19 protein-coding genes, 1 tRNA gene and 1 pseudogene are annotated in these 21,480 nt (G+C 45.5%); 19 read left to right on the plus strand and 2 right to left on the minus strand.

The annotated features are described in order from the left end of the window. Positions 1-28: 28 nt before the first annotated feature. The 10 genes and pseudogenes from atpF (at position 29) to PH235_RS09695 (ending at position 8,677) form a co-directional block, all read left to right on the plus strand. Positions 29-532 carry a F0F1 ATP synthase subunit B gene (gene atpF / locus PH235_RS09650; RefSeq protein WP_272162141.1) on the plus strand — a complete coding sequence of 168 codons (504 nt, stop codon included), beginning with the start codon at positions 29-31 and terminating at the stop codon, positions 530-532. Continuing rightward, positions 525-1,052 carry a F0F1 ATP synthase subunit delta gene (locus PH235_RS09655; protein ID WP_272162142.1) on the plus strand — a complete coding sequence of 176 codons (528 nt, stop codon included), beginning with the start codon at positions 525-527 and terminating at the stop codon, positions 1,050-1,052. Before atpF ends, PH235_RS09655 begins: the two co-directional genes overlap by 8 nt. A gap of 22 nt (positions 1,053-1,074) precedes the next feature. Next, positions 1,075-2,586 (plus strand): F0F1 ATP synthase subunit alpha, encoded by a 1,512-nt coding sequence (atpA, locus tag PH235_RS09660; RefSeq protein ID WP_272162143.1) that lies wholly within the window; start codon positions 1,075-1,077, stop codon positions 2,584-2,586. A gap of 37 nt (positions 2,587-2,623) precedes the next feature. Next, a complete protein-coding gene (locus PH235_RS09665) occupies positions 2,624-3,544 on the plus strand; it encodes a F0F1 ATP synthase subunit gamma (RefSeq protein WP_272162144.1) in 921 nt (306 codons plus the stop codon). A gap of 18 nt (positions 3,545-3,562) precedes the next feature. Then, positions 3,563-4,996 (plus strand): F0F1 ATP synthase subunit beta, encoded by a 1,434-nt coding sequence (gene atpD, locus PH235_RS09670; RefSeq protein WP_272162145.1) that lies wholly within the window; start codon positions 3,563-3,565, stop codon positions 4,994-4,996. 1 nt (position 4,997) lies between these two features. After that, positions 4,998-5,423 (plus strand): F0F1 ATP synthase subunit epsilon, encoded by a 426-nt coding sequence (locus PH235_RS09675; protein WP_108032118.1) that lies wholly within the window; start codon positions 4,998-5,000, stop codon positions 5,421-5,423. Between the two features lie 277 nt (positions 5,424-5,700). After that, positions 5,701-5,937 (plus strand): DUF1146 family protein, encoded by a 237-nt coding sequence (locus PH235_RS09680; protein ID WP_233436831.1) that lies wholly within the window; start codon positions 5,701-5,703, stop codon positions 5,935-5,937. Between the two features lie 120 nt (positions 5,938-6,057). Next, on the plus strand, positions 6,058-7,371 hold the full coding sequence (gene murA / locus PH235_RS09685) for a UDP-N-acetylglucosamine 1-carboxyvinyltransferase (protein WP_272162146.1): 1,314 nt from the start codon (positions 6,058-6,060) through the stop codon (positions 7,369-7,371). Positions 7,372-7,435: 64 nt separating this feature from the next. After that, positions 7,436-8,407, plus strand: a pseudogene (locus tag PH235_RS09690) (rod shape-determining protein); the annotation flags it as partial. Positions 8,408-8,488: 81 nt separating this feature from the next. Then, complete coding sequence (locus PH235_RS09695; RefSeq protein ID WP_272162147.1) at positions 8,489-8,677, plus strand: DNA-directed RNA polymerase subunit beta; 189 nt, start codon at positions 8,489-8,491, stop codon at positions 8,675-8,677. Positions 8,678-9,046: 369 nt separating this feature from the next. Here the strand turns inward: PH235_RS09695 and clpP are convergent, their stop codons facing one another. Further along, complete coding sequence (gene clpP / locus PH235_RS09700; RefSeq protein ID WP_272162240.1) at positions 9,047-9,667, minus strand: ATP-dependent Clp endopeptidase proteolytic subunit ClpP; 621 nt, start codon at positions 9,665-9,667, stop codon at positions 9,047-9,049. Between the two features lie 280 nt (positions 9,668-9,947). Continuing rightward, positions 9,948-10,019, minus strand: a tRNA-Arg gene (locus tag PH235_RS09705). A gap of 225 nt (positions 10,020-10,244) precedes the next feature. Between PH235_RS09705 and PH235_RS09710 the strand changes: the two genes are divergently transcribed. The 9 genes from PH235_RS09710 (at position 10,245) to PH235_RS09750 (ending at position 21,373) form a co-directional block, all read left to right on the plus strand. Beyond that, entirely contained in the window at positions 10,245-11,339 is a 1,095-nt protein-coding gene (locus tag PH235_RS09710) for an RNA polymerase factor sigma-54 (RefSeq protein ID WP_272162148.1), read from the plus strand. Positions 11,340-11,706: 367 nt separating this feature from the next. Then, positions 11,707-12,744 carry a sugar-binding transcriptional regulator gene (locus PH235_RS09715; RefSeq protein ID WP_272162149.1) on the plus strand — a complete coding sequence of 346 codons (1,038 nt, stop codon included), beginning with the start codon at positions 11,707-11,709 and terminating at the stop codon, positions 12,742-12,744. A 39-nt stretch (positions 12,745-12,783) separates the two neighbouring features. Further along, a complete protein-coding gene (gene gap, locus PH235_RS09720; RefSeq protein ID WP_086987629.1) occupies positions 12,784-13,785 on the plus strand; it encodes a type I glyceraldehyde-3-phosphate dehydrogenase in 1,002 nt (333 codons plus the stop codon). Positions 13,786-13,895: 110 nt separating this feature from the next. Continuing rightward, positions 13,896-15,086, plus strand: a complete 1,191-nt coding sequence (locus PH235_RS09725; RefSeq protein ID WP_272162150.1) for a phosphoglycerate kinase — start codon at positions 13,896-13,898, stop codon at positions 15,084-15,086. A 27-nt stretch (positions 15,087-15,113) separates the two neighbouring features. Next, the gene (gene tpiA / locus PH235_RS09730) at positions 15,114-15,869 is read left to right on the plus strand and encodes a triose-phosphate isomerase (RefSeq protein WP_272162151.1); all 756 of its coding nucleotides are present in this window, start codon (positions 15,114-15,116) and stop codon (positions 15,867-15,869) included. Next, complete coding sequence (gene gpmI, locus PH235_RS09735; protein WP_272162152.1) at positions 15,869-17,401, plus strand: 2,3-bisphosphoglycerate-independent phosphoglycerate mutase; 1,533 nt, start codon at positions 15,869-15,871, stop codon at positions 17,399-17,401. The genes tpiA and gpmI overlap by 1 nt, the downstream gene beginning before the upstream one ends. Before the next feature lie 94 nt (positions 17,402-17,495). Further along, entirely contained in the window at positions 17,496-18,794 is a 1,299-nt protein-coding gene (eno, locus tag PH235_RS09740; protein ID WP_106450750.1) for a phosphopyruvate hydratase, read from the plus strand. A 324-nt stretch (positions 18,795-19,118) separates the two neighbouring features. After that, positions 19,119-20,204 carry a 3-phosphoserine/phosphohydroxythreonine transaminase gene (gene serC, locus PH235_RS09745; protein WP_272162153.1) on the plus strand — a complete coding sequence of 362 codons (1,086 nt, stop codon included), beginning with the start codon at positions 19,119-19,121 and terminating at the stop codon, positions 20,202-20,204. Further along, complete coding sequence (locus PH235_RS09750) at positions 20,204-21,373, plus strand: phosphoglycerate dehydrogenase (protein WP_272162154.1); 1,170 nt, start codon at positions 20,204-20,206, stop codon at positions 21,371-21,373. The genes serC and PH235_RS09750 overlap by 1 nt, the downstream gene beginning before the upstream one ends. The last annotated feature ends 107 nt before the right edge of the window (positions 21,374-21,480 follow it).

Below are 21,480 nucleotides of genomic sequence, written 5' to 3' on the forward strand. Positions count from 1 at the left end.
AAGACCGATAACTACAGGAGGGATGAGAATGACAGCCAATCTCGTATTGGGAGAGATTACCGCATTAGGTGATACGATTGTCACGCTGTTGTCATTTCTGATATTGATGGCTCTTATCAAAAAATTCGCATGGAAGCCTTTGATGAAGATCTTAACGGATCGGGAAGAAATGATACACACAAATATTGATAAAGCGGCAACAGCGCGCGAGAATGCCGAGAAGAAACACGCGGAAGTCGATGCGCAGCTGATAGAAGTCAGAACAACAGCGAGCGATATTTTAAACAGAGCTCAAGCAGAAGGCAATGAAATTCAAAAGAGCATCATCAAAGAAGCAAAAGAAGATGCACTACGGATCAAACAAGTGACCCAGAAAGAACTCGAACTTGAAAGAAAACAAGCTCTTGAAGGATTGCGCGCCGAAATCGGAGTCATATCAGTGGAAATCGCTGAAAAGATCCTCGGCAAGGAAATCAATCAAGCGGATCAACAAACTTTGATCGAAGCTTTCATTGAAGGGCTGGATGATTGATATGGACAAGGACGGTAAAGCAATTGCTACTGTAGAAGCCTATGTGCAAGCCTACTATAACCGCCTGGCAGACTCGAAGATTGCGGATAGAATCCATCTTGATCTATCACAGTTAAAGGATGCCTTAAATCATGCAGACGCCGCTGTGGGCGAGAAGCCAAACCTTAATTTGGCAGTGAAGTATCTCGCTCCTGAGACGCTCCATTTTCTCGAGGGACTCCAAGATAATCTTGATAACGAAGGTATCTTGGCTGCCATCAAAGCGTTCAATGGATTGTATGAAAATAAAAAAGAGTTCGTGAATATGAAACTGATTTCTGCGGTGCCTTTAACGGCAGATCAAAAAACGCGCATCATGGACAAAATGGCAAAAAAAATCGGGGAAGCGACCTTCTTTGTGACTGAAGAGGTCGATCCCACGGTGATGGGTGGCGTCCGTTTGGAGTCGGAAAACCACTACTTCGACAACACCGTCGCTAAGAAGTTGAAAGAAATGAAGAGACATATCCTGAAAGATTAATAGGGTTGAAGAGGTGAATAATGTGGCTACTGAAAACGAAGATTTAAGTTCATTGATCAAAAATAGGATCAACACTTTTCAATCTGTATCAGAGTTTGAAGAAATTGGAAAAGTTACCTACATCGGTGATGGAATCGCACGCGCGAAAGGTTTGGAGAACGTTATGTCCGGTGAATTGTTGGAGTTCTCCAACGGTTCCATCGGTATGGCCCAAAACCTGGAGATGACTGATGTCGGTATCATCATTTTTGGAGCCTATGAAAATATCCATGAGGGCGATATCGTCAAACGTACAGGTAAAATCATGGAAGTGCCGGTCGGAGATGCTTTGATCGGGCGCGTTGTGGATGCTTTAGGCAGCCCGGTCGATGGCTTGGGCAGCATCGAAACAACCGGCACAAGACCGGTTGAAAATGCAGCGCCAGGCGTTATGGATCGTCAGTCCGTCAGACAACCTCTTCAGACCGGTCTCAAAGCATTGGATGCTTTGGTTCCGATCGGTCGAGGCCAGCGCGAACTGATCATCGGTGACCGCAAAACCGGGAAAACAAGCATCGCAATCGATGCAATCATCAACCAACGCGGAAAAGATGTCATCTGCATCTACGTCGCAATCGGACAAAAGGAATCGACAGTCCGTAATATGACGGAAACGTTGAAAAAATATCATGCAATGGATTATACGATTGTCGTGACTGCCAGTGCCTCGCAATCCGCGCCGATGCTCTATATCGCGCCTTATGCTGCTACAGCGATGGCAGAAGAGTTCATGCACAAAGGCAAACACGTTCTTATCGTGTACGATGATCTTTCCAAACAGGCGGCTGCTTACCGTGAAATGTCCTTGCTTTTGCGCCGTCCGCCAGGTCGCGAGGCGTATCCAGGGGATGTCTTCTACTTGCATTCCCGTCTGTTGGAACGCTCAGCAAAATTGAATGATGAGTTGGGCGGCGGTTCCATAACCTCCCTGCCGATCGTAGAAACACAAGCTGGGGATATCTCCGCTTATATTCCGACGAACGTCATCTCCATCACGGATGGTCAGATCTTCCTTGAAAGCGATCTGTTCTTCTCAGGAATCCGTCCGGCTCTATCTGCTGGTCTGTCCGTTTCCCGTGTCGGTGGATCTGCTCAAATCAAAGCCATGAAAAAAGTATCGGGAACGTTGCGCATCGATTTGGCCAGCTATCGCGAGTTGGAAGCATTCACCCAGTTCGGTTCGGACCTGGATGTTTCCACACAAAAACGCCTTAGCCGCGGCCGCAGAACCGTCGAAATACTGAAGCAGGACTTGCACAAGACTTTGGATGTCGAAAAACAAGTTCTCATTCTCTATGCCTTGACGCACGGATTTATCGATTCCATTCCGGTGCAGGACATCGAACGATATGAGTCTGAACTGTTCAAATTCGTCAAAATGTCCTATCCAAATCTGTTCTCCATCATCACGGAAACAAAAGACTTACCGCCTGCGGAAGACATGGATGAAGCGCTGAGTGCATTCGCGGGCATCTTTATTCCGCATGTTGAGTAGATTGGATAGCATGTACAGATAATATTGAGGTGATAATATGGCAGAGTCTTTAATAGACATCCGGAAACGCATAGCTTCCACAAAGAAGACAAGTCAAATAACAAGCGCCATGCAAATGGTTTCTGCCTCCAAACTGATCCGCGCCGAACAAAAGGTGCGGGGATATCAGCTTTATGCAGCAAAAATACGCGAAATCGTAACACACATAGCCAGCACGCAATTATCTTTGCTTGAAGAGCACGGGCATGTGTCAGCGAGCGATCAAGTTCTGGTCGATTTTCACGACATGTTGATTGAACGCCCAATCCGTAAAACAGGCTATCTGATCATCTCCTCCGATAAAGGCTTAGCTGGAGGATACAATAGCTCGATCCTGAAAGCGACAAAAGATATGCTTGCGATTGACCACGCTTCAAACGATGAGTTTGTTGTGCTGTCTGTCGGCGGAGCGGTTGCTGATGATCTTAGAAAGAGCGGCATCGAAGTTGCGTTCGAAATCAGGGATCTGAACGACCAACCCAGCTTTACGGAAGTCAGCGATATAGTAGTGAAAGCAATCCAGCTTTATCGTGATGGAGCTTTTGACGAGTTGTACGTTTGTTACAAACATCATGTCAACGCTTTGATCTCTGAGTATCGGGCTGAAAAAATGCTGCCGTTGACGGACTTGGATTCCCAGGAAGCGGTCGGTTACGAAGTCGATTATCTTTTTGAACCAAACAAAGAAGAAATTTTGGAAATTTTACTTCCGCAATATGCGGAAAGTTTGATTTATGGAGCCATTATCGACGCTAAATCATCCGAGCATGCTTCGCGCATGACGGCCATGAAGAGTGCCACCGATAATGCAACCAATATGATCAACGATATGACGATTCAATACAACCGAGTGAGACAGACTGCAATCACGCAAGAAATCACCGAAATCGTCGGTGGAGCTTCTGCTCTGGAAGATTAGAAAATGGGAGGAAAAGGCATGAAAAAAGGTCATATTGTACAAGTAATCGGGCCGGTAGTCGACGTTGGCTTCCCATTGGAAGAAGGTGTCCCGGACATCCGCAATGCGCTGATCGTACACAAGGCACCCAAAGCTGGGAGTAATGAAGAAGGGGAAACCATCGTTTTGGAGGTTTCGCTCGAACTGGGGAATGGTATTGTTCGCGCAATCGCAATGGAATCGACCGATGGCCTGCAAAGAGGCTTGACTGTCGTCGATACCGGCGCACCCATCAAAGTACCGGTTGGTTTAGGCACATTAGGCCGTGTGTTCAACGTGTTGGGTGAAGCGATCGATTTGAAGGGCGATATCCCTGATGATTTCCGTCGTGAATCTATTCACAGAAAAGCACCGACTTTTGATCAGTTGAGCAGTAACTTTGAAATCCTGGAAACAGGCATCAAAGTCATCGATTTACTGGCGCCTTATCTGAAAGGCGGAAAAATCGGTCTCTTCGGTGGAGCCGGTGTCGGTAAGACGGTACTGATCCAAGAATTGATCCATAACGTAGCGGAACAGCATGGCGGCATCTCTGTGTTCACGGGTGTCGGCGAGCGTACGCGTGAAGGTAACGACCTTTACCACGAAATGCAGGAGTCAGGCGTCGGCGAAAAGACGGCCATGGTGTTCGGTCAAATGAATGAACCGCCTGGTGCACGTATGCGCGTCGCTTTGTCCGGTTTGACGATGGCGGAACATTTCCGTGATGTAGAAAAACAGAATGTGCTGTTGTTCATCGATAATATTTACCGGTTCACCCAAGCTGGTTCCGAAGTTTCCGCGCTTTTGGGCCGGATGCCTTCAGCAGTAGGGTATCAACCGACATTGGCGACAGAAATGGGACAACTTCAGGAACGTATCAGTTCCACTAAAGATGGTTCGATCACTTCCATCCAAGCAATCTATGTACCGGCGGATGACTATACCGATCCGGCACCGGCAACAACCTTTGCCCATCTGGATGCAACGACCAACTTGGAGCGTAAACTTACTGAACAAGGGATTTATCCTGCTGTGGACCCATTGGCTTCCTCATCCAGTGCCTTATCTCCGGAAATCGTCGGGGATGAACATTATGATGTGGCCACAAAAGTGCAACGCATCTTGCAACGTTACCGTGAACTTCAGGACATCATCGCTATCCTTGGGATGGACGAACTGTCCGATTCCGAAAAAATCACTGTCAACCGGGCAAGAAGAATCCAATTCTTCCTGTCCCAAAACTTCCATGTGGCCGAAGCCTTCACCGGCGTTCCTGGTTCATACGTCCCTGTAGCTGAAACCGTACGCGGCTTCAAAGGGATTGTGGAAGGTAAATACGACGGAGTTCCGGAAGAAGCTTTCCGTAACGTCGGTACGATTGAAGAAGTCCTGAACAAAGCGAAAGAACTAGGCTATAAAGGAGGGGAATAAGATGGCATACCTGCAAGTCAATGTAGTGACGCCGGATGGGATCGCCTTTCAGCATCGCGCTAAAGCGGTGACCGCCAAGACAACGGACGGCGGCATTACCATCATGCCAAACCATACCCCGATCATTGTGCCATTGGCAATCGCTGACCTGATCGTAACGCGTGTGACCGATGAACTGGCGCAGAACCATATTGCCGTCAACGGCGGCATCATGGAAGTGCGCGACAATATCGTCAACATCATTGCGAACAGTGCGGAACGCGAAAAGGATATCGATATCGACCGTGCCGAAGTCGCGAAAGAACGCGCCGAAAGACGAATGGCAGAGGCTCGCGACATCAAAAACGAAAAAGAATTCCAACGTGCGAAGATCTCGCTTTCGAAAGCCGTCAACCGTATCGGTGTTTCGAAAAACAGATCCAGCTGAAAAAAGAGGCCATCGTCGGCCTCTTTTTTTTGTAGATTCATGTATTTTCTGACAATTAGTTTAGTGGATGAGATAACAGGAACAAATCATCTGCAGAAATAGCCCACAATTTCATCTTGATGTGTTGTAACATATTATTATACCTGATTAGGAAAACAAATGTAAACGATTTTCTTAGTGAATTCTTAGGAGATAGTCCGACAAAAACGAGCTTGCTGGTTTTTTTTTCACAATATTTATGTTAGTATAGTTTGAGAATATGGGAGGAGTGCGTCGCTTGGACATAACGATGTTTAACGGTATAATAGTATTGCTATCCCATATGATATTCATTTTCATTTCTTTCTGGTCGATGAAAGCCATCAGATTGGAGAAATGGATAAGGAAGGGGCACATACGCGAAGCACGGGTGCTCTATTTCTTTCTGTCGATTGCTTTAGGCTACACAGTAAGTACGTTTCTGCTCGAGTTGGTGACGACTTCGCGGAACATCAGTTACTTATTGTTCTCATGATCCGCTCACGGTTGCACAAGACATTGTTGCTGTGCGGGCAGGTCGGAGTTCCAGGTTTTTCAAATAGTTGCATACAAACATACAAATGAGATCACAATTGACTTTCGGAGGGATTTTTTTATGGAAAAAATAATTGTTCGCGGCGGTAACCGTCTTGAAGGAACAGTTAAAGTTGAAGGCGCAAAAAACGCAGTTTTGCCGATTTTGGCAGCCACACTTTTGGCAAGCGAAGGGCAATCTGTATTGACGAACGTTCCGATACTGTCTGATGTATTCACAATGAATAATGTTCTGAAACATCTGAATGTCGGCGTTGAATTTCAAGAAAACAACAACACCATCTTAGCGGATGCATCAAACGACATTAATTTTGAAGCACCATTTGCTTATGTCAGCAAAATGCGTGCATCGATCGTCGTAATGGGTCCGCTTTTGGCACGTCTGGGGCATGCGCGCATCGCTTTGCCGGGCGGCTGTGCCATCGGAACACGTCCTATTGATCTTCATCTGAAAGGGTTTGAAGCGATGGGAGCTGACATCAAGATCGAAAATGGTTTTGTGGAAGCGAAAGTCGACAGATTAGTCGGCGCACGCATCTACTTGGACTTCCCGAGTGTCGGTGCTACCCAGAACATCATGATGGGCGCTACTTTGGCTGAAGGAACCACTATCATCGAAAACGTCGCACGCGAACCTGAAATCGTTGACTTGGCGAATTTTTTGAACCGCATGGGCGCGAAAGTGGTCGGAGCCGGAACAGAAACGATCCGTATCGAAGGCGTTTCATCCATGAAAGCAACGGAGCATTCGATCATCCCGGACCGTATCGAAGCAGGAACGTTCATGATCGCAGCTGCAGTCACGAACGGGAATGTGTTCATTGAAGATGCGATTGCCGAACACAACAAACCGCTGATTTCAAAACTGAAGGAAATGCACGTTGCCTTCCAGGAAGAAGAAAATGGCCTGCGTGTCATCGGTCCGCGTACTTTGAAAGCGACTGACGTCAAAACGATGCCGCATCCAGGGTTTCCTACTGATATGCAAGCGCAAATGACGATTGCGCAATTGGTGTCCCAAGGTACCAGCACGATGACTGAAACAGTATTCGAAAACCGATTCATGCATTTGGAAGAGATGCGCCGTATGAACGCTGATTTCAAAGTCGAAGGGCAGACGGTCCTGATTCATGGCAACACGGATCTGCAAGGTGCAGAAGTGGCCGCATCGGATTTGCGTGCGGCAGCTGCTTTGATCATCGCTGGCCTTGTTTCCAAGGGCTATACGCGCGTCACAAACCTATCGCATTTGGATCGCGGTTATTATGAATTCGATAAAAAGCTGCAGGCATTGGGAGCTGACGTCGAACGTGTAACAGAAGATGAACAGAAGGCTTTCAGTGATTCAGATGTTGAAGCACTTTTTTCAAAATAAGTCGGACAACTGTCGTCCGCAAGATAGCTATCGCTAAATGATGAATGTTTGAGAGGGGAACAACGTGGCCAGAGATATAGGGATCGATTTAGGTACAGCGAACGTACTGATTCACGTTAAAGGGAAGGGTATCGTCTTGAACGAGCCTTCCGTCGTAGCAGTAGACACAAAGACCGGAAAAGTTTTAGCAGTTGGGGAAGAAGCCTATATGATGGTCGGTCGTACGCCGGCAAACATCAGAGTGATCCGTCCGTTGAAAGGCGGCGTCATCGCAGACTTTGACATCACAGAAGCAATGCTGACCCACTTTATTGATCGTTTGAATGTAAAGGGCTTTTTGACCAAGCCAAATATTTTGATCTGTTGTCCGACGAACATCACAACAATCGAACAAAAAGCAATCATCCAAGCCGCAGAAAAGAGCGGCGGCAAAAATGTGTATCTGGAGGAAGAACCGAAAGTTGCGGCTGTCGGAGCCGGTCTTGACATTTTTCAGCCGAACGGAAACATGGTAATTGATATGGGTGGCGGAACGAGTGATATCGCAGTCTTGTCATTGGGAGGCATCGTAACGAGCAGCTCAATCAAAACAGCCGGCGATAAACTGGATGCCGACATCATGAACTTCGTAAAAAGGGAACACAAATTGTTGATCGGCGAGCGGACAGCTGAAAAGATCAAAATCACGATCGGAACCGCTTTGGAACCTGAAAAGGAAGAAAAAATGGAAATCCGCGGACGTGACATGGTGACGGGCCTTCCGCGCACCATCTACATCACTTCCAAAGAAATCTACGAAGCGATGCACGAAACCTTGGTGCTTGTCGTGGAACAAGCGAAGGAAGTATTGGAAATGACGCCTCCTGAATTGGCTGCGGACATCATCAATACCGGAATCGTTTTGACAGGCGGGGGTGCTTTGATCAGCGGAATCGAGAAACTTTTCTCGAGCGAGCTGAAAGTTCCTGTCTTCGCTGCGGAAAAACCTTTGGATGCTGTCGCTTTGGGAACGGGTATCCTCTTGAATAACATCGATCAAAAGAACCGTCCATCCAGTGGGCTTTTCGGATTGTTGGCACGATTGATCCAAAAAACCAAAATCAAAAAAGGAAGATAGGTGATCGCTGTGAAATTTGATTTCAAACCTGTACTGTCAACAGTGATGTGGGTTTTGATTTTCATGTTGATGGCCTTCATCCTGTTCGGAGCCGGTCTGATGGTCGGGTATGGCGTCCTTGGTGACGGCGATCCGATGCTTGTCTTCAGCAGACATACTTGGGAACATATCTTCAATTATATCCGTTAAGGAAACAAGAAGGGCAGAAAGGGACGATTGCGTTCCGTCTGCCTTTTTTGTTGAATCAGAGATGAGCGGGTGGTGGGCTTTCGGATCTTTTTGCATTCCGTTATTTTGCTGTGCTCCGGTGAATGAAGGCTTTACCGGAGCACAGACGCGATTTGGCGAGCGAACTCCTGCGAGGATGGCCTCTCAGGAGTTCGCACCGATATCTATCGGTCTCCTCCGGCAAGCGGCGGCCTCGCCGGAGCTGGGGATCGCTTCCGCTACTGTGCTCATGATAAACGGCCAGGTCCTTGCTTCCTGCGCACCCCCCAAACAAAAAGCGAAGACAATCAGCATCACTCTGCTGGTCGTCTTCGCTTTTTTCGCATATTTTTATTTCAATGATTTTGAGTTGACCATGACTTCGTCAATCAAGCCGTATTCTTTCGCTTGCTGGGCGGTCATGTAATTGTCGCGGTCTGTATCGCGTTCGATGACTTCCATCGGTTGTCCTGTGCGTTCTGCCAAAATTTTGTTCAGGCGTTCGCGTGTCTGCAGGATATGACGGGCTGCGATTTCGATTTCGGTTGCTTGGCCTTGAGCACCGCCAAGAGGTTGGTGGATCATGATTTCAGCATTCGGCAACGCAAAACGTTTGCCTTTCTCGCCGGCAGTCAGCAAGAAGCTGCCCATTGAAGCTGCCATGCCCATTGCGATGGTCTGAACGTCCGCTTTGATGAAGTTCATCGTATCAAAGATGGCCAAGCCAGAAGAAACGCTGCCGCCTGGAGAGTTGATGTAGATGTAGATGTCTTTTTCTGAATCTTGTGCATCCAAGAATAGCAATTGGGCGATGACTGAATTTGCTGTGTTGTCATCGATCGGGCCGCTCAACATGATGATGCGATCCTTCAGAAGACGGGAATAAATGTCATACGCACGTTCACCACGGGATGATTGTTCGATTACTGTAGGGATTAAATTCATATATGTTTCCTCCTCGTTCGTTTGAATGAACAGTTTTTCTTTACATGGTTTATTTTAACTCATTGGTCAGAAAAGGTCAATTGTAATGTTTGGCCTTTAGCCTTGCGTTTTCTGATGAAATATACCTTAGTCAATCATATCGTTTCAGTCAGCAAATGTCCAAAAATAGATTTTGAAAATGCAGATCGGATTTAGGGTGAGGCAAGAAGGGAATAAAAAAAATCTCCGCTTCCGCTAGGGAAAGGAGATTTTTTGCATTTGATTTGCATTCAAAGTCCGAAAACGTTGATGCATCAATAAAATAGTACGTCTCCTGAGGGAATCGAACCCCCATCTCAAGAACCGGAATCTTACGTGATATCCATTACACCAAGGAGACAAGCAACATCAAAAATTATAACCCATAGCGTGAAAGATAGCAAGAGGAAAATGTGACCTATATCCGCACGATGGTTTTGGCACTAATTCTACTTTGCAGAACCTCTAAGGTCCTGTCAAAACAACAGTCCCATTCCTCCCGAAATTAACTCCCTAACATTGAAAACGATTTCAATAAAAGTCTGTGTGTGATAAAATGATTCTGAAAAGGTGAGGAGGGATTGGTGTGTCGGTTATATCAAGTATGCATATGGATAAGGAAAGCTTGGAGGAATCGCTGAGGCTGGTGGGGTACGACAATGAAGAATTGTTCGCTTATCTTCAACAAAAAGCGTTAGGCAATCCTTTGATTGAAGTGAAAATCAATAAAGAATTCGATGAACGCGCTGTAAAAGAAAAAACGGTAGTGTATAAGCCGGATAAAGATGATTCGATGGATACGGTTTCCGCTATGGATCAAGTCTTTGAAGAAGTGCCGGCTCTGGATACATTCTTGTTGGAACAAATCTATGCAAATATGCGGGACACGCCCTTGCGCGAGTTGGTTTTATTTTTGGTGGCATTCATCAATCCGGAAGGGTATGTCACAATCGATCTGGATGAAGCCGCGGAACAGAAGGGTGTCGAACCGATTGTGATGCTGGACGCGTTGACGCTGCTGCATCAATTGGATCCCCCGGGTGTCGGGGCCCGAAATCTGCAGGAATGTCTGATGCTGCAAACGGAGCGCGATGAATATGCACCGGAAATCGCCTATTATATTCTGGAGAATTACTTTACGGCCTTCAGTGACAAGAACTGGCAAGCAATTGCGGACGAGATGGATGTGGAACTGTCCGACGTGAAAGCGGTATTCGAGTATGCCCAAACCTTGGATCCGACACCGGGATCAGCATTCGGCGATACCAGCATTTCATTGCCCAGACCGGATCTTTATCTGCAACTGGTTGATGGGCATCTGACAGTGAAATACAATGAGTGGGCTTCTCCTTTCGTTGTTTTCCAAAAAGATTATTATGAAGAGATGATGCAGCACGAAGATGAGGATGTGCAACAATTTCTGGCAGCTAAGAAAACGGAGTGGGAGCAGCTGCGGTCGGCAGTGGCATTCAGAAAAGAGTTGTTGCTTGCAGCGGGAGAATTGATCTGCGGCTTGCAGAAAGGTTTTTTCCTTGAAGGCCGTGAATTGGAGCCGCTCGATGTGATTCGTTTGGCAGAAGATTTGGCGATCCCGGTGACTGTCATGCGCGAAGAAATATTGGAGAAAACGATCGAAACGGACCGCGGGACATTTTTGTTGCACCAGTTATGCGGTGAATAGGCTGTGAGTCGACAATAATAAATGAAAAAGATGCGAAACCCTAAACAATAACGGGACGATTATCGACCCTTATCAAAAAGTTGCTGTATCAAGGTTTTCTGAAAGCGTACGTCTAAAAGGCAATCGGATTATAGGTTACTCGTGATATATTGAACGAATCTATTTTAAAGGAAATCGAATATATTTGCCAAAATGCTTGAAACGTCTAGTGTTTACTGTTAAAATGATGAAGTAAAGACGAGGGAGAATAGACGGATGCAAAAAGCTTCAGCAGTCCTATTCCATCTCTCCTGATATGAAATAAACGAGGACCGCCTAAGATTGCAGCGGGGCGAAAAGCGTCCACGTGCAAATGAAGAGGGTTTTTATGGAAGAGTCTATTTCAGTCTTGCAGCAAATAGTCCCGGACATTATGTCAGTCCTTCAAAATCGTTACCATATCATGCGTAATATCCAAATGTATGCTCCAGTCGGGAGACGCATCCTGGCCGATAAAGTTTCCTTATCAGAAAGGACTTTGCGGACTGAGACAGATTTTTTGCGGAAACAAGGTCTTCTTTCCAGTTCGAAGAACGGGATGGAATTGACTGAGGAAGGCGAAGACATCTTTCGTCAGCTGGAAAGGTTCATGCGGTTATTGCTGAATATGAATGCGAAAGAAAAGGCGTTAGCGGATTATCTGAACATCCAGTTTTGTAGGATTGTTCCTGGCGATAGTGATGAAGATGCATCTGTTCTGGATGAGATCGGAAAAACTGCAGCCAAAGAATTACATGCTTTATTGCCGGCAGGCGAATTTATCGTAGCTGTTGCTGGCGGAAGTACAATGGCACAGGCTGCCGAACATTTTTCACCTGAATTGTCACAGAATAGGGAGTTCATTTTTGTCCCGACACGAGGCGGTTTAGGCGAATCCATGTCGATACAAGCCAACAGTGTCAGCGACCGTATGGCGCAATTGGTCGGCGGTGAGAACATGGCACTTTTCGTTCCCGATAATTTGAGCGATAAGGCTTATGCATCCATGAAATCCGAGCCATCAATCAAACATACTTTATCCGTCATGAAAAAGGCAAACTGCTTGTTATATAGTATCGGTAATGCTAAAGTAATGATGGAAAGACGCAGGATGTCGCACGGGTTGATTTCGTCCCTGGAAGCGCATAATGCGGTAGGTGAAGCCTTTGGTTGTTACTTCAATGAGAACGGTGAAATCGTCTATCGATTGTCCCGGTTCGGACTTCAGATTGAAGATATCGAGAAGATCCCGTACGCAATGGCCATTGCAGGGGGAAGCACAAAAGCCAAGGCTATTAAAGCGTTTATGAAATATGCCCCGCATCAAACCTGGCTGATTACGGATGAGGGCGCAGCTAATCTGATTTTAAAAGGGGTAACCCTTTAAAATAAAAATTTTGACTTATCCTAAGGAGGAAATCTCAGTATGACAGTAAAAGTTGGTATTAACGGTTTTGGACGTATTGGACGTTTAGCATTCCGCCGTATTCAAGAAGTAGAAGGAATCGAAGTTGTAGCAATCAATGACTTGACTGACGCTAAAATGTTAGCTCACTTATTGAAATATGATACAACTCAAGGCAGATTCAATGGTGATGTAGAAGTTAATGACGGATTCTTCACTGTAAACGGAAAAGACATCAAAGTGTTATCACAACGTAACCCAGCAGATCTTCCATGGGCAGAACTTGGCGTAGAGTTCGTATTAGAATGTACTGGTTTCTTCATGAGCAAAGCAGGAGCTCAAGCTCACGTTGATGCAGGCGCTAAACGTGTTCTATTGTCTGCTCCAGCAGGCAGCGACGTTAAAACAATCGTTTATAACGTTAACCATAACGAATTAAATGCTGAAGATGTTATCGTTTCTGGCGCATCTTGCACAACTAACTGCTTGGCTCCAATGGCTAAAGTATTGAACGACGAATACGGAATCATTGAAGGCTTAATGACTACAATCCACGCTTACACTGGCGACCAAAACACTTTGGATGCTCCACATCCTAAAGGTGACTTCCGTCGTGCACGTGCTGCTGCTGCAAACATCGTTCCTAACACGACTGGTGCTGCTAAAGCTATCGGCGATGTATTGCCTGAATTGAAAGGCAAATTAGATGGAGCTGCTCAACGTGTTCCAGTTCCTACCGGTTCATTGACTGAATTAGTTACTGTATTGGAAAAAACTGTAACTGTTGAAGAAATCAATGCTGCTATGAAAGCTGCTTCTAACGAATCTTACGGATACACTGAAGACGAAATCGTTTCAAGCGATATCGTAGGCATCAACTTCGGTTCTTTATTCGATGCTACACAAACTAAAGTAATGACAGTTGGAGACAAGCAATTAGTTAAAACTGTTTCTTGGTACGACAATGAAATGTCTTACGCTTCACAATTAGTACGTACTTTAGTAGAATTTGCTAGCTTATAAGATCAAGTCTTTCATCTAATGAAAGCTGAATCGTAGAAGATAACAAAAGCGGGGAGGCAACGCGCTTCCTCGCTTTTCTTATGTAGATACACATATCAGGAGGCGACGTAATGACAAAGAAAGTTGTAACAGATTTAGATGTAGCTGGAAAAAAAGTATTGGTTCGTGCTGATTTCAATGTTCCTATGAAAGATGGAGCAATCACTAACGACAACCGTATCGTTCAAGCTCTTCCTACAATCAACTACTTAATCGAAAATAACGCAAAAGTCATCCTTTTCTCTCACTTAGGAAAAGTAAAAACTGAAGAAGACAAAGCGAAGTTGAGCTTGAAGCCTGTAGCTGACCGTTTAGCTGAATTGTTGGGCAAAGAAGTCACTTTCGTTCCTGAAACACGCGGAGAAGCTTTGGAAACTGCTATCGCAGCATTGAAAGACGGAGATGTTTTGGTATTCGAAAACACTCGTTTCGAAGATGTTGACGGCAAAAAAGAAAGCAAAAACGATGCTGAATTGGGCAAATACTGGGCTAGCCTAGGCGACCTGTTCGTTAACGATGCATTCGGTACGGCTCACCGTGCTCATGCTTCCAACGTCGGAATCGCTTCTAACCTTGAAAGTGCAGCTGGATTCTTGATGGAGAAAGAAATCAAATTCATCGGCGGAGCTGTTGACGAGCCTGTTCGTCCATTCGTAGCTATCCTTGGCGGAGCAAAAGTAAGCGACAAAATCGGTGTTATCAAACACTTATTGAACAAAGCCGACAAAGTACTTATCGGCGGCGGCATGGCTTACACATTCATGAAGGCACAAGGCTTGGAAATCGGAAAATCCTTATTGGAAGCTGATAAAGTTGAATTGGCTAAAGAATTGTTGGAGAGCGCTGGCGATAAATTGATCTTACCAATCGATGCTAAAATGGCTCATGAGTTCGGCAACGATGGAGAAATCACAATCGCTAAAAACGAAGCATTCCCTGCTGACCAAATGGCATTGGATATCGGACCTGCTTCCATCGAATTGTTCACTAAAGAGCTTGAAGGCGCGAAAACTGTCGTATGGAACGGACCTATGGGTGTGTTCGAATTATCTAACTTTGCTCAAGGAACAATCGGTGTCTGCGAAGCAATCGCTAAATTAAGCGATGCTGTAACAATCATCGGCGGCGGAGACTCAGCTGCAGCTGCTATGCAATTAGGCTTTGCTGATGATTTCACGCACATCTCAACAGGTGGCGGCGCATCTTTGGAATACCTTGAAGGCAAAGAATTACCAGGTGTAGCATCAATTTCTGACAAATAAGCAACCTATTCTTAAGGAGTGATTATATTGCGTAAACCGATTATTGCCGGTAACTGGAAAATGAACAAAACAGCTAAGGAAGCACAAGCATTCATCGAGGCTGTAAAAACTAAGGTTCCTGCTTTTGATAAAGTAGAAGCTGTTATTGGATCACCGGCTTTATTTTTAGAAAACATGGTAGCAGCGACAGAGGGAACAGATTTGAAAGTTGCCGCGCAAAACTGTTACTTTGAAGAAGAGGGTGCCTTCACAGGTGAAATCAGCCCGAAAGCTTTAGGCGACTTAGGCGTCGACTACGTCATTATCGGACACTCTGAAAGACGTGAGTACTTCCACGAAACAGATGAAGACATCAATAAAAAAGCACATGCTATTCTGCGTAACGGCATGACGCCTATCGTTTGCTGCGGCGAAACGTTGGAACAACGTGAAGCAGGCGTAACAAACGAGTGGGTATCAGGACAAATTACGGCTGCTTTGAAAGATCTGACTGCAGACCAAGTGGCTAACCTTGTTCTCGCTTATGAGCCAATCTGGGCAATCGGTACAGGCAAATCTTCTACTGCAAAAGATGCGAACGACACTTGCGGCGTAGTGCGCGCAACTGTTGCTACAATCTTCGGCCAAGAAGTGGCTGATAAAGTCCGCATTCAATACGGCGGCAGCGTTAAACCTGAAAACATTGCAGAATACATGGCTGAAGAACATATTGATGGCGCGTTGGTTGGTGGTGCTAGTTTAGTTACTGATTCATTCTTAGCATTATTGGAGGCTATTAAATAATGAGTAAAACACCGGTAGCAATAATTATTTTAGACGGTTTCGGCTGGAGAAACGAAATGATGGGCAATGCGGTTAAGCTAGCTAAGAAACCGAACTTTGACCGTTATTGGAACAATTTTCCGCATGCAACGATGCTAGCTTCCGGATTTGCTGTTGGACTGCCTGAAGGCCAAATGGGTAATTCCGAAGTAGGGCATACAAACATTGGTGCCGGACGAGTTGTCTACCAAAGTTTGACCAGAATCGACAAAGCCATCATCGATGGTGAATTCTTGACGAACGAAGCGTTGGTTGGCGCTTACGATCACGCCAACAATAATGATTCTGCTTTGCACCTTTTCGGTCTGCTTTCTGACGGTGGTGTGCACAGTCATATCAACCATATCATTGCTTTGATCAAGAGCGCAAAAGAAAAAGGCGTCAAAAAACTTTATCTGCATGCTTTCCTTGATGGCCGCGACGTGGATCCACACGCTGCACCTGGCTACATCGAAACAGTAGAAAAAGCGATGGAAGAGATCGGACTGGGCGAAATCGCGACTGTTTCAGGTCGTTACTACGCTATGGACCGTGACAACCGTTGGGAACGTGTGGAATTGGCATACAACGCCATCGCACACGGCGAAGGCGAGAAATTTGAATCTGCGCAAGCTGTTGTAGAAGCAAGCTATGCAGATGGCAAAACGGATGAATTTGTATTGCCGACTGTCATCGTCAAAGATGGCGAACCGATCGGAACATTGAAAGATAATGATGCCATCATCTTCTTCAACTTCCGCCCGGACCGTGCAATCCAACTTTCAAATGCCTTCACCAACGAAGAGTGGACGAACTTTGAACGCGGGGAACGCGCTAAAAATGTGAAATTTGTGACGATGACTTCTTACCAAGATACTGTAATCGCGGATATCGCCTTCAAGCCGATCCCGATGACAAACGTTTTGGGTGAAGTTCTGGCGCAACACAAACTTTCACAATTGCGTATCGCTGAAACCGAAAAATATCCGCATGTAACGTTCTTCATGAACGGCGGACGTCACGAGCCTTTCGAAGGCGAAGGACGCATCCTGATCCCTTCACCGAAAGTTGCAACCTATGATTTGAAACCTGAAATGAGCGCTTATGAAGTGGGCGAAGCATTAGTGAAAGAGATAAATGACGACAAATACGACGCCATCATCCTTAACTTTGCGAACCCTGACATGGTCGGCCATTCAGGTATGTTGGAACCTACAATCAAAGCGATCGAAGCAGTTGACGAAAACCTTGGAGCAGTTGTGGATGCAATCCTTGCAAAAGATGGTTATGCCATCATCTTCGCTGACCACGGTAACGCGGACACTATGTCCACTGAAGATGGACAGCCGCATACTGCGCACACAACCGTACCGGTTCCAGTAATCGTAACCAAAAAAGGCGTCACGTTGCGCACAGACGGCAAATTGGCCGATGTTGCTCCAACTATGCTTGATTTATTGAACGTAGAAAAACCAGCAGAAATGACAGGCGAATCGCTGATCGTTAAAGCGTAAGCAAAACGATTCAGCTATTGCATAAAGTAAGAAAATTGTCTAAAATGATACTTGGTAAGACAAGTAATCCAGCCAACTCAAAGGAGAGAAAACCATGCCATACATTACAGATATTTTAGCTAGAGAAGTACTAGATTCACGCGGTAACCCAACTATTGAAGTTGAAGTCTACACAGAGAGCGGCGCTTTCGGACGCGGAATGGTTCCATCAGGAGCTTCCACTGGCGAACACGAAGCAATCGAATTACGTGACGGAGACAAAGCACGTTACCTTGGAAAAGGTGTTTTGAAAGCTGTAGAAAACGTAAACGACATCATTGCTGACGCTATCTTAGGTTTCGACGTACGTGACCAATTAGCTATCGACAAAACAATGATCGACTTAGATGGCACTCCTAACAAAGAAAAATTGGGCGCAAACGCAATCTTGGCAGTATCCATCGCAGTAGCTCGCGCTGCAGCAGATTACCTGGATATCCCATTGTACCAATACTTAGGCGGATTCAACGCTAAAACTTTGCCAACTCCAATGATGAACATCATCAACGGCGGATCACATGCTGACAACAGCATCGACTTCCAAGAATTCATGATCATGCCAGTAGGCGCGCCTACTTTCAAAGAAGCTCTACGTATGGGTGCTGAAGTATTCCACGCATTGGCTGCAATCTTGAAATCTAAAGGTTACTCTACTGCTGTAGGTGACGAGGGTGGATTCGCTCCTAACTTGGGTTCAAACGAAGAAGGTTTCGAAGTAATCATCGAAGCTATCGAAAAAGCTGGCTATGTACCTGGTAAAGACGTTGTTCTTGCTATGGATGCTGCTTCTTCAGAATTCTACAACAAAGAAAAAGGTGTTTACGACTTAGCTGATTCAGGCGAAGGCGAAAAGACTGTCGATGAAATGATCGAATTCTACGCTGACCTATGCAAAAAATACCCAATCATCTCCATCGAAGATGGCTTGGATGAAAATGACTGGGAAGGTACTAAGAAATTAACTGAAGTTTTAGGCGACAAAGTTCAAATCGTTGGTGACGACTTGTTCGTTACAAACACTGAAAAACTTTCTAAAGCTATCGAATTAGGCGTTGCTAACTCAATCCTGATCAAAGTTAACCAAATCGGTTCATTGACTGAAACTTTTGAAGCTATCGAAATGGCTAAAAAAGCTGGTTACACTGCAGTTGTTTCTCACCGTTCAGGCGAAACAGAAGATGCTACAATCGCTGACATCGCTGTTGCAACAAACGCTGGACAAATCAAAACTGGTTCATTAAGCCGTACTGACCGTATCGCTAAATACAACCAATTGTTACGCATCGAAGATCAGTTAGGCGAATTGGCTGTATACGATGGCTTGAAATCTTTCTACAACCTAAAAAACAAATAATTTTAATTGATTAACAGGAAGACAGCTGCTTGGAACACTGTCTTCACATAAAGACCGTCTGGAACAACCAGACGCGAAAGGAAGTCCGGCGCTTGGAACGCCGGACTTTTTTTGTTTTCTGAACCTTTAATGTTCGGATTTGAGTCGAATAATTTGACTCAGACTCCGATTTATTCATATTTTTGAGGTTTGTTCCTAACATCCGCATGTAATTATTTTCGGGAAATAGGCATTTTCGCTTCCTTTCGCCGTGTAATCTGCTATAATAAGATTAAATTATTATTAATAAATAATGAGGACAATTGATAAGGGGGAGACAAAAGGATGAAAAGAGCAAGAAATTTTTCCGCTGGTCCAGCAATACTACCAGAATCAGTCTTAGAGAAAGTACAGAGTGAAATGCTATCCTACAGAGATAGTGGCATGTCAGTTATGGAGATGAGTCACCGCTCCTCCTTGTTCGAAGAGATCATTTCAGACGCAGAGCAATTATTACGGGAATTGATGAATATCCCTGAAGGCTATAAAGTCTTGTTCTTGCAAGGTGGCGCAAGCCTGCAGTTCTCCATGATTCCGATGAATCTTGGAAAAGGCGGCAAAGTCGGTTACATCAACTCCGGATCATGGGCTAAGAAAGCCATCTCTGAAGCTAAAATCTTAAAAGTACCGAATATGGAAGTATTGGCTAGTTCCGAAGAGGATAATTTCACTTACATTCCTGAAATTCCGGAAACAGACGAAGCCTACGATTACATCCACATCACAACAAACAACACAATCGAAGGTACAGCTTTCCAAACGATCCCTCGTTTCGTGAATGCACCGATCGTTGCCGATATGTCTTCCAACATTCTGTCCAACCGTTACGATGTCAATGACTTCGGTTTGATCTATGCTGGCGCACAAAAAAATATCGGGCCTGCAGGATTGACGATCGTGATCGTGAAAGAAGATCTGATCCAGACTGAGAATAAATTACCAAGCATGCTTGATTACCGTACACACATCAAAAATGATTCGTTATACAATACACCACCAAGCTTCTCCATCTATGTAGCTAAATTAGTCTTCGAATGGTTGAAGGACTTGGGCGGCGTTGAAGCTATGGTGAAAATGAACGAAGAAAAAGCGGGCTTACTGTACCGCACAATCGAAGAATCAGACTTGTTCTCTTCTCCAGTTGCAGTCAATTCCCGTTCATTGACGAATATCCCATTCGTTACCGGAAACAAAGACTTGGATGCGAAGTTCGTCAAAGAAGCTACAGCTTTGGGCTTCCTGAACTTGAAAGGCCACCGTTCCGTTGGCGGTATGCGCGCAAGTATCTACAATGCATTCCCTTATGAAGGCGTTAAAGAATTAACAGAATTTATGAAAGCTTTTGAAGCTAAAGAAGGGAAATTCAAATAATGTTCGAGATTAAAACTTACAATGCGATTGCCCCAGAAGGCTTAAATTTACTGAATGCAGATCAATTCGTCCTTAACTCAGGCGCAAGCCCTGACGGCATCATCCTGCGCAGCGAAAAACTGCATGGCATGGAATTTCCTGAAAGTTTGAAAGCTATTGCCCGTGCCGGCGCCGGCGTCAACAACGTACCCGTTGAAGAATGCTCCGAAGCAGGCGTTGTTGTCTTCAACACGCCTGGCGCGAATGCCAATGCGGTCAAAGAACTTGTTTTGGCTTCTTTGATCATGGCTGCCCGTCCGATCAAAGAAGGAATGGAATGGGTCCAAACATTAAGCGGTGACGATGTCGAGAAACAAGTCGAAAAAGGCAAAAGCCAATTCGCGGGGACAGAAATATCCGGAAAAACATTGGGTGTCATCGGCTTGGGAGCTATCGGCGCTATGTTGGCGAATGACGGCTTCCGTTTAGGCATGGAAGTCATCGGTTATGACCCATATGTTTCCGTGGAAACTGCATGGAACATCAATCGTCGTGTCCAAAAAGCTGCTTCAATCGCTGAAGTGCTGGCTAAAGCGGACTACATTTCCATTCACGTACCAGTCAATGCCGAAACAAAAGGCATGGTTGACGCTGCATTCCTGGCTCAAATGAAAGATAATGCTGTTCTTTTGAACTTTGCCCGCGGCGAATTGGTCAACACGGCTGATATGCTGGCAGCCTTGAAAGAAAAGAGCATCCGCAAATACGTAACGGATTTCGCTGACGAAGCTTTGCTTCACAACGATGCTATCATTGTAATGCCTCACTTGGGAGCTTCCACTGAAGAAGCTGAAGTGAACTGCGCAATCATGGCAGCCCAAACATTGAAATACTTCCTGGAAACAGGGAATATTGTGAATTCCGTGAACTTCCCGGGAGTCGATATCGCGATGCAATCACCGATCCGTTTGACGATCATCAACAAGAACATCCCGAACATGGTCGGCCAGATTTCTTCCGGTTTGGCTAAGTACTTCATCAATATCGAAGATATCCTGAACCGCAGCCGTGGCAATTATGCCTACACTGTCATCGATATCGCCGAAACAGAAGAAGCAGTACTTGCTGAAGTCGTTGAAAATTTCAAAAAAATCGACGGCATCGTAAACGTCCGCGTCATCAGAAGATAAGAGAGTGTGATGGATCCCGGGTCAGAAATCGAGCACTAAGAGGACTAACACAAAGCGGACGCTTTATGTCCGTGTGTGGTAGTCAGCTTAGGCACAGATTTCTGGGA

The sequence above is a fragment of the Trichococcus sp. K1Tr genome (genome assembly GCF_028309625.1).
GTDB lineage: Bacteria > Bacillota > Bacilli > Lactobacillales > Aerococcaceae > Trichococcus.

Coding starts and splice junctions, on each gene's coding strand:
- PH235_RS09655 (WP_272162142.1), top strand. CDS start 525: ATGATTGATATGGACAAGGACGGTAAAGCAATTGCTACTGTAGAAGCC.
- PH235_RS09725 (WP_272162150.1), top strand. CDS start 13,896: ATGACAAAGAAAGTTGTAACAGATTTAGATGTAGCTGGAAAAAAAGTA.
- gpmI (WP_272162152.1), top strand. CDS start 15,869: ATGAGTAAAACACCGGTAGCAATAATTATTTTAGACGGTTTCGGCTGG.
- murA (WP_272162146.1), top strand. CDS start 6,058: ATGGAAAAAATAATTGTTCGCGGCGGTAACCGTCTTGAAGGAACAGTT.
- PH235_RS09715 (WP_272162149.1), top strand. CDS start 11,707: ATGGAAGAGTCTATTTCAGTCTTGCAGCAAATAGTCCCGGACATTATG.
- serC (WP_272162153.1), top strand. CDS start 19,119: ATGAAAAGAGCAAGAAATTTTTCCGCTGGTCCAGCAATACTACCAGAA.
- atpF (WP_272162141.1), top strand. CDS start 29: ATGACAGCCAATCTCGTATTGGGAGAGATTACCGCATTAGGTGATACG.
- atpD (WP_272162145.1), top strand. CDS start 3,563: ATGAAAAAAGGTCATATTGTACAAGTAATCGGGCCGGTAGTCGACGTT.
- gap (WP_086987629.1), top strand. CDS start 12,784: ATGACAGTAAAAGTTGGTATTAACGGTTTTGGACGTATTGGACGTTTA.
- PH235_RS09675 (WP_108032118.1), top strand. CDS start 4,998: ATGGCATACCTGCAAGTCAATGTAGTGACGCCGGATGGGATCGCCTTT.
- PH235_RS09750 (WP_272162154.1), top strand. CDS start 20,204: ATGTTCGAGATTAAAACTTACAATGCGATTGCCCCAGAAGGCTTAAAT.
- eno (WP_106450750.1), top strand. CDS start 17,496: ATGCCATACATTACAGATATTTTAGCTAGAGAAGTACTAGATTCACGC.
- PH235_RS09665 (WP_272162144.1), top strand. CDS start 2,624: ATGGCAGAGTCTTTAATAGACATCCGGAAACGCATAGCTTCCACAAAG.